This window comes from Mycobacterium paraffinicum, assembly GCF_025822865.1.
In the GTDB taxonomy this organism is placed as follows: domain Bacteria; phylum Actinomycetota; class Actinomycetes; order Mycobacteriales; family Mycobacteriaceae; genus Mycobacterium; species Mycobacterium paraffinicum.
The window spans coordinates 296,038-308,487 of sequence record NZ_JACKUR010000010.1 but is presented as its reverse complement, the minus strand read 5'-3'; the positions used below and the strand labels follow the sequence as shown (position 1 = coordinate 308,487).

The following is a 12,450-nucleotide window of genomic DNA, read 5'->3' as shown; positions in this document are numbered from 1 at the left end:
GGTCTGGCATGCTGAACACGTGACGCATCCCAATTCCGCCGGGCCCGTGGCGGAACAGTGTCACCGCCCGCGCCGGTACGTCGCGGCCGGCACCGCCGTCGTGCTCGGCGGCGCGCTCGGCTACGTCGGCCTGGTCGACCCGCACAACACCAATTCGTTGTATCCCCAGTGCCCCTTCAAATTGCTCACCGGCTGGAATTGTCCGTTCTGCGGTGGCCTGCGGATGACGCACGATCTGCTGCACGGCGACCTGTTCGCCGCCGTCAACGACAATGTTTTCCTGTTGGTCGGCATCCCGATGCTGGCGGGATGGCTGCTGATTCGCCGCGGCCGGGGCAGACCGGCGCTCTCGACGCCGGCGTGGCTGACGATGGTGGTGGCCGTCATCGCCTGGACGGTGCTGCGTAACCTGCCCGGCTTCCCTCTGTTTCCGGCGATTAATAGTGGTTAACCACGCACGGCGCGACACCCCGTTCGGTCGGTCCGTGGCGGACCCACGCGACTATGCTGGGTCGGCGTGAGTAGACGCGGGAAGATCGTCTGCACCCTTGGCCCTGCGACAAATTCGGACGAGCTGATCCTGGCGCTGGTCGAGGCGGGAATGGACGTCGCCCGGTTGAACTTCAGTCACGGCGACTACTCCGACCACAAGGCCGCCTATGAGCGGGTACGGGCCGCTTCTGACACCACCGGCCGCGCGGTCGGTGTCCTCGCCGACCTGCAGGGCCCGAAGATCAGGCTGGGCCGGTTCGCCACCGGGGCCACCTACTGGGCCGACGGCGAAACCGTGTGCATCACCGTCGCCGACTGCGAAGGCAGCCACGACCGCGTGTCGACCACCTACAAGAGGCTGGCCGCGGACGCCACGGTCGGCGACCGGGTGCTGATCGACGACGGCAACATCGGACTGGTCGTTTCAGGCATCGAGGGCGACGACGTGATCTGCACCGTCACCGAAGGCGGTCCGGTCAGCAACAACAAGGGCATGTCGCTGCCGGGGATGAATGTGACCGCTCCGGCCTTGTCCGAGAAGGACATCGAGGACCTGACGTTCGCTTTGGATCTCGGTGTCGACCTGGTCGCGCTGTCCTTCGTGCGCTCGCCGTCAGACGTCGAGCTGGTGCATGAGGTGATGGACCGGGTCGGGCGGCGGGTGCCGGTGATCGCCAAGCTGGAAAAGCCGGAAGCCGTAGACAATCTGGAAGCGATCGTGCTCGCCTTCGATGCGATCATGGTGGCCCGCGGCGACCTCGGCGTCGAGCTGCCGCTGGAAGAGGTGCCACTGGTGCAGAAGCGGGCCATCCAGATGGCCCGGGAGAACGCCAAACCCGTCATCGTGGCGACCCAGATGCTCGACTCGATGATCGAAAACTCCCGGCCGACCCGCGCCGAGGCTTCCGACGTCGCCAACGCCGTGCTCGACGGCGCCGACGCGGTGATGCTGTCCGGCGAGACGTCGGTCGGAAAGTATCCGCTGGCGGCCGTGCGGACCATGTCGCGGATCATCTGCGCCGTCGAAGACAATTCCACCGCCGCGCCGCCACTGACGCACGTGCCGCGCACCAAGCGCGGGGTGATCTCCTACGCCGCCCGCGACATCGGCGAGCGCCTGGACGCCAAGGCGCTGGTCGCCTTCACCCAGTCCGGCGACACCGTCAAACGGCTGGCCCGCCTGCACACCCCGCTGCCGCTGCTGGCCTTCACCGCGTGGCCCGAGGTCCGCAGCCAGCTCGCCATGACGTGGGGCACCGAGACGTTCATCGTCCCGATGATGACCTCCACCGACGGCATGATCCGGCAGGTCGACAAGTCGCTGCTGGAACTCGGCCGCTACAAGCGCGGTGACCTGGTGGTGATCGTGGCCGGCGCGCCACCTGGCACAGTAGGGTCGACCAACCTCATCCACGTGCACCGGATCGGTGAGGACGACGTCTAAGCGCCGGGCAATAAGCGAATGAGCCAAGGAGAGGCCGCGATCAGCACCGATTCCGACTTCAAGGAACTGCTGGCGACCCTCGACCTCACTCGGTTCGCCGACGACCGTTTCATCGGCTCTCATCCCAGCAAGAACCCGATGCGGACATTCGGCGGCCAGCTCATGGCCCAGTCGTTCGTCGCGAGCAGCCGCACGCTGATCCGGGACGACCTGCCGCCCAGCGCGCTGTCGGTGCACTTCATCAACGGCGGTGACACCGCCAAGGACATCGAATTCCACGTCACCCGGCTGCGTGACGAGCGGCGCTTCGCCAACCGGCGCGTGGACGCGGTGCAGGACGGCGTCCTGTTGTCCTCGGCGATGATCTCCTACATGGCCGGCGGCCGCGGCCTCGAACACGCCGTCGACCCGCCGCAGGTGGGCGAGCCCGAAACCCAGCCGCCGATCGGCGAGCTGCTTCGCGGTTACGAGGAGACCGTCCCGCACTTCGTCAACGCGCTGCAGCCGATCGAGTGGCGCTACACCAACGACCCGGCCTGGGTGATGCGCGAGAAGGGTGACCGGCTTCCGCACAACCGGGTGTGGATGAAGGCCGGCGGCACCATGCCCGACGACCCGGTGCTGCACACCGCGACCATGGTGTACTCCTCGGACACCACGGTGCTGGACTCGGTGATCACCACCCACGGACTGTCGTGGGGTTTCGACCGCATCTTCGCCGCCTCCGCCAACCATTCCGTGTGGTTCCACCGGCAGGTCGACTTCGACGACTGGGTCTTGTATTCGACGTCGTCGCCGGTGGCCGCGGATTCGCGCGGGCTGGGCACCGGCCACTTCTTCGATCGCTCCGGGCAGCTCCTCGCGACGGTGGTCCAAGAAGGGGTGCTGAAATACTTTCCGCCCGCCCGCCGATAGACAGGGCGGAGTGCCCGCAGGACATCGCGGCGAAATCGGCCCGTCGGGGCCGGTATCGAGCGTAGGTTTTTAGCTGCCGGGTATTCGGTGCAGAGGCGGCAAACAGCCGCCCAGCTGGAATTTCAGCGCATCGGGAGGTGAGTGTGAGCGGGCCGTTGGTCGACGTCTCAGCGAAGGCCCGCGCGCGCGAACGCGTGGTCGTCTCGGTCGATTCGCGGGCGGCCCGGCTGATCGGCGCGCAAGGCGCTGTTGAGCGCCACCTGCTGGTTGGCCGAAATCCTGGTGCGCCACCATCACCAGCCGGCGTGGCACTACACCGATCGGTTGGCCTGGTCGCTGACCGTCCTGGTCGCGGTGGCGTGGATCGCACGCGGCATCTTCCTGGGGCGTCCCGTTACGGCCATGCACGCCGTCGCGGCGTTCTGCTTCGTGCTGGCCGGGCTCGGCCTGCATGTGCTGTCCTTCGATCTACTCGGTGATCTGATGATCGCCGGCTCCGGCATGGTGCTGATGTGGCCGACGTCGTCGCATCCGCGTCCGGAGGATCTGCCCCGGGTGTGGAAACTGATCCAGGCCACCCGGGATGATCCGCTCGCGCCCTTCGCGATGCAGACGGGCAAGAGTTACCACTTCACCGCGGACGGCAGCGCCGCGCTGGCCTACCGGACGCGCCTGGGTATCGCCGTGGTCGGCGGTGACCCGATCGGTGACGAGTCCCGATTCCCCGAGCTGGTCGCCGACTTCGCCGCCATGTGCCACACCCACGGCTGGCGGATCGCGGTGGTCGGTTGCGGCGAGCGACGACTCGAATTGTGGAACGACGCCGCGGTGCTCGGACAGTCGTTGCGCGCCGTGCCGATCGGGCGCGACGTCGTCATCGACGTCACCGGTTTCGACATGGTGGGACGCAAGTTCCGCAACCTGCGCCAGGCGGTGAAGCGCTCCCACAACTGCGGCATCACGACCGAGATCGTCGGGGAGCAGGAACTCAGCGATGAGCAACTGGCCGAGCTGACCGAGGTGGTCCGCGCGTCGAGCAAGGCGGCCCACACCGAGCGCGGCTTCCACATGAATCTCGACGGCGTGCTGGAGGGCCGGTTCCCCGGCATCCAGCTGATCCTCGCCCGGGACGCCTCGGGCAAGGTGCAGGGATTCCACCGGTACGCGACCGCCGGCGGCGGCAGCGACATCACCCTCGACGTGCCGTGGCGCCGGCGCGGAGCCCCCAACGGCATCGACGAACGCCTCAGCGTGGACATGATCGTGGCCGGCAAAGAGAATGGCGCCCAACGGCTTTCGCTCGCGTTCGCCGCGTTCCCGGAAATCTTCGACGAGAAGAATCGCAGCCGTGTCCAGCGCGTCTTCTACCGGTTGATCCATGTCCTCGACCCGCTGATCGCCCTCGAGTCGCTCTACCGCTACGTGCGCAAATTCCACGCGCTGGACGCCCGGCGCTACGCGCTGGTCTCCATGACTCAGATCGTCCCGTTGTTGGTCGTGCTGCTGTCGCTGGAGTTCATGCCGCGCCGGCGACACCTCTGAGCGCATCGAGGTGCAGTTCGCGACACCCAATGCCCTGGGGCAGGTGGTGGGTGGCCACCACCACCGTCCGATCTGCCGACATCAGCGCGGAATTCGGCCCCAGCAGGTCGCAGAGAATCGGTTCGGCGTCGCCGGCGTCCAGGTGCTCGGTCGGCTCGTCGAGCAGCACGATCCGGGCGGGCGAGAGCATCGCCCGCGCCAGGAGCAGCCTCCTGCGCTGACCGCCCGAAAGCGCCTGCGCGCCACCGGTCAACACCGTCGACAGGTTCTCGGGCAGACCGGCGAGCCAGGTGCCCAGCCCGACCGCGTCCAGTGCGCCCTCCAGTTCGGCGTCCCGGCAGTCGCCGCGGGCCACCAGCAGGTTGTCTCGAACCGTGGTGGCGAAGATGTGCGCGTCCTCGGCGAAAAAGCTGACGGCGTCGCGCAAGTCGTCTTCGTGGAAGGCGGTCAGATCGGTGCCGCCGAGCCTCACCTGCCCCTCGAGCGGGGGAAGCAGCCCGGCGAGCGTCATCAGCAGCGTGGTCTTGCCGCACCCGCTGGCGCCGGTGACGGCCAGCCGGGCACCCGGGGGCAGCTCCAGCGCGATGCGGTTCGAGCGGGTGGCGCCGGCGTGCCCGGCCCGAATGTCGGCGGACAGCACGGCGTCGGGCCGCGGCGGGGCCGCGGGCGATTCGGGCTGAGGCGGGCGGTCGCTCGTCGCAAGGTCGAGCAGGCAACGGGCGGCGATGCGCGATCGCGTCAGCTGGACCGCAGCGGCCGGCAGCGGTGTCATCGCCTCGAACGCGGACAGCGGCAACAACATCAGGACGGCGAGCGTGGTGGGCGCGACCGAAGGGGCCAGCCAGATACCGGCCACCACCGCGCCGAGCACGCTGGCCCCGATTGCTGCGGTCGGCGCGGCTTCTGCGAGGGCGGCCGGCCTGGCGGCCGCGTCGAGCGCGGCGCCCCACGCCCGTTGGCGGCGTTGCGATTCGGCGATGACGCGGGGGAGCAGGCCGGCGACACGGAGCTCGGGCGCGTGTTCCAGAGCGATCATCGCCGATGTGTCGCGGTCGGAATGACGCTGCCGGGCAAGGCTTTCCTGGCTGGCCGCGGCCCTGGCCGCCAACCGCGGTGCGACGAGGCCCGCGACCAGCAGGCAGATCGCCAGCACCGCAGCCGCCGGCAGCGAGATGGCCGCGACCACCACGGTCGCCGCCAGCCCCAGCACCGAAGCGACCCCGATCGGCACCACGGCACGCACCAGCACGTTGGCCAGTTCATCGACATCGGAGCCCACGCGGGTGATGAGCTCGCCGCTGTGCAGACGGACGGCGGCCGCCGCCGGCCCGTGGGCCAGCCGCTGATAGATCCCCGCCCGGGCGGTGCCGGCCGCGCGCAGCGCGGCGTCGTGGGTGACCAGCCGCTCGCAGTAGTGCAACACCCCCCGCGAAATCGCGAAAGCGCGCACCGCGACGGCCGCGACCGACAGGTCCAGCACCGGCGGCATCTGCCAGGCCCGCGTGATGAGCCAGGCCGAGGCACCGGCCAGCGCGAGCGCGCTGCCCAGCGACAGCACGCCCAGCGCGACGGCCGCAAATAGCCGGGGGAGTCGGGGCCGCAGCAGCGGCGCGGCCGCCAACAGCGGATCAGGCCGGGACATAACGCACCCCACTGTCGGCGACCACTTCGACCACCCGGTCACCGATCGCCATAACCGGTGCGCGGTGCCCGACGACGACGACGGTCGCACCCGAACGGGCGCGCTCCACGATGGCCCGCAACACGCGTTCCTCGGCGTGCGCGTCGAGGTGCGCGGTGGGCTCGTCGAGCAGCAGCACGGGTGCGGACGATCCAAGCGCCCGGGCGAGGCCGAGCCGCTGCCGCTGCCCCAGTGACAGGCCGACGCCGCCGCGGCCGAGCACCGTGTCCAGCCCATCGGGCAGGTCGGCCAGCACCGCATCGAAATCGGAAGCTGTACAAGCCGTTTCGAGGTTGTCCAGGTCGCCGAACAGGACCAGGTTGTCCCGAACCGTGCCCGCGACGAGCGCCGGGCGCTGCGGAAGCCACGACAACTGCCGCCACCAGGCGCCCGGCTCCAGATCGGCGACGTCGATGCCGGCCACGGTGACCCGGCCCGAGGACGGCACGGTGACCCCGGTGATCGCCTGCAGCGTCGTGCTTTTGCCGGCACCGTTGCGCCCGGTCAGCACCGTCACCGCGCCCGGTTCGATGAGCGCGGTGAGGTCGCGCGGCGCGTGGCCGTCGCGACCGGCGACGCTGAGCCCGTCGAGGCGGATCTCCGCCCCGCGGGCGGTGACCGTCTCACCTCGGGCCTTTGCCGGGGTTGGCTCGCCGATGAGGGCGAAGGCCTTGTCGGCGGCGGTTCTTCCGTCCTGTGCGGCATGGAATTCCACGCCGATGCGGCGCAGCGGCCAGTAGACATCGGGTGCCAGCAACAGCACAGTGAGGCCGGTCGCCAGCGTCATCTCGCCGAACACCAGGCGGAAACCGATCCCCACCGCGATCAGCGCCACGCCCAGCGTCGCCAGCAGTTCGAGCACCAGTGCCGACAGGAACGCGATCCGGAGGGTCGCCATGGCCGAGCGGCGGTGCGCGGCGGCCAGTTCGGCGATGCGGCGTTCCGGGCCCCGAACGCGTCCCAGCGCCCGCAGGGTGGGGATGCCGGCGATGAGATCGAGCAACCGCCCCTGCAGCGTCGTCATGGCGGCCAGGGCCGCCGCCGACCGGTCCGCGGTTGCCAGGCCGATCAGGACCATGAAAATCGGTATGAGCGGCAAGGTGATCGCCACGACCGCCGCCGATTTCAGGTCGTAGAGAGCGATGACGGCGACGGTCGCCGGGGTGAGGATCCCGGCGAGCAACAACGTCGGCAGGTACCCGGTGAAGTAAGGGCGTAGGCCATCGAGGCCTCGCGTGACCACCACCGCGGCGGCATCCCGCTGTTCGGCGAGCTCACCGGGCTGGCGGGCGGTCACCGCCGTGAGCACCTGACCGGAGAGATCGGCGATGACCGCGCTGGCGCCGCGTTGACCCAACCGGGCCTGCAACCAGTGCGCCAACGTGCGAATGGTCCACAGCAGCAACAGGACCGACAGCGGCCCGAGCCAGACGCGCGGGCTGTGCGCCGAGCGATCGCTGACGGCACGGGCAACCACGCCAGCCAGCACGACCGCCGAGCCGATCGCGCAGCCGGAGATCACCGCTCCGCAGCACACCGTCGCGGTCAGGTAGCGGCGCAGGGCGCTCGATGCCTGCCACAGTCGCGGGTCCAGTGGGCCCCGCGCTCTTGAGCCGGGCGGTGAATCGGTCGCGCTCAGGACACCCGCCTCGCCAGGCCGATGGACGGCGGTATCCGGTCCGCCGAGATCCGTTGCCGGAAAACCCAGTACGACCATGCCTGGTATACCACCGTCAGGGGAGCCATGAACGCGGTAACCCACGTCATGACCTTGAGGGTGTATGGCGTCGACGAGGCGTTGTAGATCGTCAGGCTCCACTGCTTGTTCAGCGTGGACGGCACCAGGTTCGGGTACAGCGCGCCGAACAACAGGATCACCACCGCAAGAACGACGGTCGCGGTGCAGGCGAAGGCCCAGCCATCGGAGACGCGCCGCCATACCAGCAACACCGCCGCCAGCTGCGCCACCACGGCGACGGCGAGTACCAGCCAGGTCCAGCCCTTGCCGTAGGCCAGTTGCGTCCAGATCCCAAAGCCCGCAACCAGTCCGGTCACCGGCAGCGACAGCCACACCGCCAGCCGGTGGGCGTCGTCGCGGATGGCCCCGGAGGTCTTCAGTGAGATGAACACCGCGCCGTAGAGCAGAAACAGTCCGGCGGTGGCCAAGCCGCCCAGCAGGGTGTAGGCGTTGAGCACGTCGGTGATCGACAGGTTGACCTGCCCGTCGGCGTCCACCGGCAAGCCGCGGACCAGGACGGCGAAGGCGACCCCCCACAAAACGGCGGGCAGCCAGGACCCGGCGGCGATGCCGAAATCGGCCCAGCCGCGCCACTTTGTGTCATCGACCTTGCCGCGCCACTCGATCGCCACGGCGCGCAGGATCATGCCGAACAGGATGGCCAGCAGCGGCAGGTACAGCGTGGAGAACACGGTTGCATACCAGCCCGGAAACGCGGCGAACATGCCCGCGCCGCCCACGATCAGCCACACTTCGTTGCCGTCCCAGACCGGCCCGATGGTGTTGAGCGCCGTGCGCCGGATGGGTTCGGCCTCGCCGATCCCCACGCGGGCGAGCGGTTCCATCAGCATGCCTACGCCGAAATCGAAGCCCTCCAGAACGAAGAAACCGAGGAACAGCAACCCGATGATGCCGAACCACAACTGCTGGAGTCCCATCGGTCAGCCCCTTTCTGAGTTCGTGACTCTCGGCCTAGTAGGCGAACGAGAGCGGCGCCACCTCGTCGTCGTGGGGTGCCGGCGGGGGAGCCGGTTCGGCGTCGTGTTCCCGCGGCCCTTCGGTGATGTATCGCTTGAGCAGCCAGAACCAGACGACCGCGAGCACCGCGTAGACGAGGGTGAACGTCACCAGGGAGGTGACGACCATGCCGGGTGCATGGTGCGAGACGGCCTCATGGACGGTGAACCGAACCTGTTGGTCGCCGGTCGGATTCGGTGCGACGATCCAGGGTTGCCGCCCCATTTCGGTGAACACCCACCCGGAGATGTTCGCCAGGAACGGCGTGGGGATGGTCAGCAGCGCCAGCCAGGAGAACCACCGCTGGTTGGGCACCCGGCCACCGCGGGTGAGCCACAGCGCGGCAAGCGCGAACAATATCGGAACGGCCAGGAACCCGATCATCGCGCGGAACGACCAGTAGGTGACAAACAGGTTGGGCCGGTAGTCGTTTGGGCCGAATCGTTGCTCGAAGTCCTGCTGGATATTGCGCACGCCCTGCAACGTCACGTCGCTGGTCCGCCCCTCCGCGAGGAACGGCAGCACGTAGGGGACCTCGATGACGCGGGTGATGCTGTCGCAGTTGTTGTGCGTGCCAACGGTGAGGATCGAGAAGTCGGGGTCGGTTTCGGTGCCACACAACGACTCCGCCGACGCCATCTTCATCGGTTGCTGAACGAACATCAGCTTGCCCTGGCGGTCACCGGTGAAGAACAGGCCGACGGCCGCGAGCAGCACCACCCAGCACCCCAGGATGGCCGCTGGACGAAACATGGAGCGCGCGTCCGATTCCGCGGCGGGGGTGGCGGTCGCCGGGCGGCGCGAACGGACCAGGAACCACGCGCTGATGGCCGCGACGAACGTCGCAGCGGTCAGCAATGCGCCGGTGACCGTGTGGGTGAACGCCCACCGCGCGGTGTTATTGCCCAGCAGCGCGGTGATGCTGTCCAGCTCGGCACGATGTGTCGCCGGGTTGTAGTGCGCGCCAACCGGATGCTGCATGAACGAGTTCGCCACGATGATGAAGAACGCGGACACGTTCACACCGATCGCGACGATCCAGATGCAGGCCAGGTGGATCAGCTTCGGCAGCCGGCCCCAACCGAAAATCCACAACCCGATGAAGGTGGACTCGAAGAAGAAGGCGAACAAGCCCTCCATGGCCAGCGGCGCGCCGAAGATGTCGCCGACGAACCGCGAATACTCGCTCCAGTTCATGCCGAACTGGAATTCCTGGACGATCCCGGTCGCCACACCGATGGCGAAGTTGATCAGGAACAACTTGCCGAAGAACTTGGTGAGCCGGTACCACGCGGCGTTATCCGTGACCACCCATACCGTCTGCATGACCGCCAGCAGCGGCGCCAAACCGATGGTGAGCGGCACGAAGATGAAGTGGTAGACGGTAGTGATACCGAACTGCCACCGCGAAATATCGACGACATTCATCTGTCATCTCCCGAAAGTGCGGAGCCGTACGACACGGCTACTACAGAGTGTAGTAGAAGGGCTGGGGCGGCGCTACCGAGAGCCGCCTCAGGGGGCCAGGGTCTTCGACGCCTTGCGGATGCCGAAGGACGACAGGATCTCGAAGATGCCGAGGACCACGAACCAGACCCCGACCACGAGCGCCAGCGTGACAATCGATTCGAGCGGCGACGCCAGGACGACTATGCCGGCGAGCAGACTGATCAGGCCGATGAAGATCGCCCATCCCCGCCCCGGCAGGTGCGGGTCCTGGATGGCCGAGACCGTCGTGCCGACCCCGCGGAAAATGAATCCGATGCCAATCCAGATGGCTAACAACAGGATTGCGTATCCCTGACCGAAATGGCGAAACGCCAACAACGCCAGGATGAGTGACGCGGCACCGCTGATGAAGAGCAGGATCCGGCTTCCCGCCGAGACATGCAGGCTGAAAGCGAAGAACACCTGTGCGGCGCCGGTGATCAGCAGATAGACGCCGAACGCGGTTGCGGCGACCACGATGGATATTCCGGGCCACGCCAGCACCACAATGCCGAGAGCCAGCGACAGAAGTCCCGACAACAGCGTCGATTTCCACAGGTGCGGCAACAAACTTGGAGCAGGGGGAGATCCAGGTGTGGTTTGCATGGCCGCAGTCTGACACAAACGCCGCCTTGGGTATAGGGCACTTTGGGCTACACGTGGGCCGTGCGTGAATCCCCTGTCAGCAGACCGGTGATTTCCTCGGCGGTCTCGCCGGCCTCCTTGCGCCCGATCAGATACCAGGTACGCATGAGGCCTTTGCCCTTGACGTCAATGTGGCCGCGCTCCTGCAGCACGAATTCGTCCTTGAGGCGCTCGTACATGGCCTCGGGCACCTGAATTCGGCCCACCGAGTCGGTGGATTCCATCCGGGACGCGACGTTGACCGCGTCACCCCACACGTCATAGAAGAAGCGCCGGGAACCCACCACGCCGGCGACCACCGGTCCGCATGCCATGCCCACCCGCAGTGGAACCGCGTTGCCGTGTGGATCCTGCAGTCCGGCCGCAACATTGGCCATGTCGAGCGCAAAGTCCGCGAGGGCATGCGCGTGGTCGGACCGGGCGCGCGGAACGCCGCTGACCACCATGTAAGAGTCGCCGCTGACTTTGATCTTCTCGAGTCCGTGCCTGTCCACCAGTGCGTCGAAGGCGCTGTACAACCGGTCGAGGAAGCGCACCAGGTCGGCCGGAGCCGTGCCGCTGGCCCGCTCGGTGAATCCGACGATATCGGCGAACAGGACGGACGCGTCGTCGAACTTGTCGGCGATGACGCTGCGGTCTGGCTCCTTGAGCCGCTCGGCGATGCTGGCCGGCAACATGTTGGCCAGCAACGCCTCCGAACGTTCGTACTGCGTCTCCATCATGGCCTCGGCGCGCGCGGTGTCACGCAGGGCGAACCACACCGTCACGACCACCATCACGACGCTGGAGATCGCCGTGACGATGAAACCGGTCGATTGGGCCCAGGCCGGCTGCAGCCCGGTGTCGCGGGGAACCAGGAACTCGACGGCGACGATGAGGCCGGCGGCAATGGCGGCCAGCGCGGATGCCAGAACGATGTGTTCGATCCCCAGCAACAGCACCACGATGCAGGCGCCCACCAGGAAGAAGAACTGTGCGCCCGACCCGGTGCCGACGTCCACGCAGCTGGCAACGACGGACACGTAGGCCGCGCCCATAAAGGTAAGCGGGGCAACCAGTTCGCCGAATCGCTGCAGCCACGGGACCATCGCAAAGACCATCGCGCCGAGGATGTTGATCGAGCTGACCTGCCACAGCCAGGTGCCGCCCAGGATCTGCACGAGCACGAAGCTCGCGCTCACCATGACGGCCAGCCACGAAGTGATCGTCAGGATCCGGGCCCGGCGCGCGGCGCTGGCGGCGTAGTGCTGATTACGGTCGCGCGTCTGCGCCCGCACTGCGGCTACGCAGTCCGGGCGTCTCGTCGAGCCGGCTGACACGGGTGGGGCGCCGCACTTCTTAGCCGCCACATTCAAAAGCGTAACCGCTGAGCTCGGTTTGTGGGCCAGGCGACGGCGTCCCGACGACGCGCCCGGATGCCTGTCGATGCTCGACGCTTACGCGGCATCGAAAAATTAAAAAAAGATTTTCGCCTGAAGGGGTTTACAA

General features: G+C 67.7%; 8 protein-coding genes and 2 pseudogenes. 4 read left to right on the top strand and 6 right to left on the bottom strand.

All coding sequences use genetic code 11. From position 1 onward, the window contains the following. The first annotated feature begins 19 nt into the window (after window positions 1–19). From H7J89_RS01470 to H7J89_RS01455, 4 genes and pseudogenes are all read left to right on the top strand, one after another. The gene (locus tag H7J89_RS01470) at window positions 20–451 is read left to right on the top strand and encodes a DUF2752 domain-containing protein (RefSeq protein ID WP_264035783.1); all 432 of its coding nucleotides are present in this window, start codon (window positions 20–22) and stop codon (window positions 449–451) included. 66 nt (window positions 452–517) lie between these two features. Next, window positions 518–1,936 (top strand): pyruvate kinase, encoded by a 1,419-nt coding sequence (pyk, locus tag H7J89_RS01465; RefSeq protein WP_067209610.1) that lies wholly within the window; start codon window positions 518–520, stop codon window positions 1,934–1,936. A gap of 18 nt (window positions 1,937–1,954) precedes the next feature. Further along, window positions 1,955–2,851, top strand: a complete 897-nt coding sequence (locus H7J89_RS01460) for an acyl-CoA thioesterase II (RefSeq protein WP_264035782.1) — start codon at window positions 1,955–1,957, stop codon at window positions 2,849–2,851. A gap of 143 nt (window positions 2,852–2,994) precedes the next feature. Further along, window positions 2,995–4,393 (top strand): annotated as a pseudogene (locus tag H7J89_RS01455) (MprF family protein). On the opposite strand, the pseudogene cydC reads toward H7J89_RS01455, so the two are convergent. The 6 genes and pseudogenes from cydC to H7J89_RS01425 form a co-directional block, all read right to left on the bottom strand. Further along, window positions 4,327–6,035 (bottom strand): annotated as a pseudogene (cydC, locus tag H7J89_RS01450) (thiol reductant ABC exporter subunit CydC). The pseudogenes H7J89_RS01455 and cydC overlap by 67 nt on opposite strands. Then, entirely contained in the window at window positions 6,022–7,635 is a 1,614-nt protein-coding gene (gene cydD / locus H7J89_RS01445; protein WP_264035957.1) for a thiol reductant ABC exporter subunit CydD, read from the bottom strand. Before cydD ends, cydC begins: the two are co-directional and overlap by 14 nt. Window positions 7,636–7,709: 74 nt before the next feature. Continuing rightward, window positions 7,710–8,750, bottom strand: coding sequence for a cytochrome d ubiquinol oxidase subunit II (gene cydB, locus H7J89_RS01440; RefSeq protein WP_264035781.1), 1,041 nt, complete (start codon window positions 8,748–8,750; stop codon window positions 7,710–7,712). A gap of 34 nt (window positions 8,751–8,784) precedes the next feature. Beyond that, the gene (locus H7J89_RS01435; RefSeq protein WP_264035780.1) at window positions 8,785–10,257 is read right to left on the bottom strand and encodes a cytochrome ubiquinol oxidase subunit I; all 1,473 of its coding nucleotides are present in this window, start codon (window positions 10,255–10,257) and stop codon (window positions 8,785–8,787) included. Window positions 10,258–10,344: 87 nt separating this feature from the next. After that, a complete protein-coding gene (locus H7J89_RS01430; protein WP_156622759.1) occupies window positions 10,345–10,941 on the bottom strand; it encodes an HdeD family acid-resistance protein in 597 nt (198 codons plus the stop codon). 29 nt (window positions 10,942–10,970) lie between these two features. Next, entirely contained in the window at window positions 10,971–12,311 is a 1,341-nt protein-coding gene (locus H7J89_RS01425; RefSeq protein WP_264035779.1) for an adenylate/guanylate cyclase domain-containing protein, read from the bottom strand. Window positions 12,312–12,450: the final 139 nt, after the last annotated feature.

Bases quoted from the DNA above. Each gene is read 5' to 3' on its own strand.
- H7J89_RS01435 (WP_264035780.1), bottom strand. From the start codon at position 10,257: ATGAATGTCGTCGATATTTCGCGGTGGCAGTTCGGTATCACTACCGTC.
- H7J89_RS01460 (WP_264035782.1), top strand. From the start codon at position 1,955: ATGAGCCAAGGAGAGGCCGCGATCAGCACCGATTCCGACTTCAAGGAA.
- cydB (WP_264035781.1), bottom strand. From the start codon at position 8,750: ATGGGACTCCAGCAGTTGTGGTTCGGCATCATCGGGTTGCTGTTCCTC.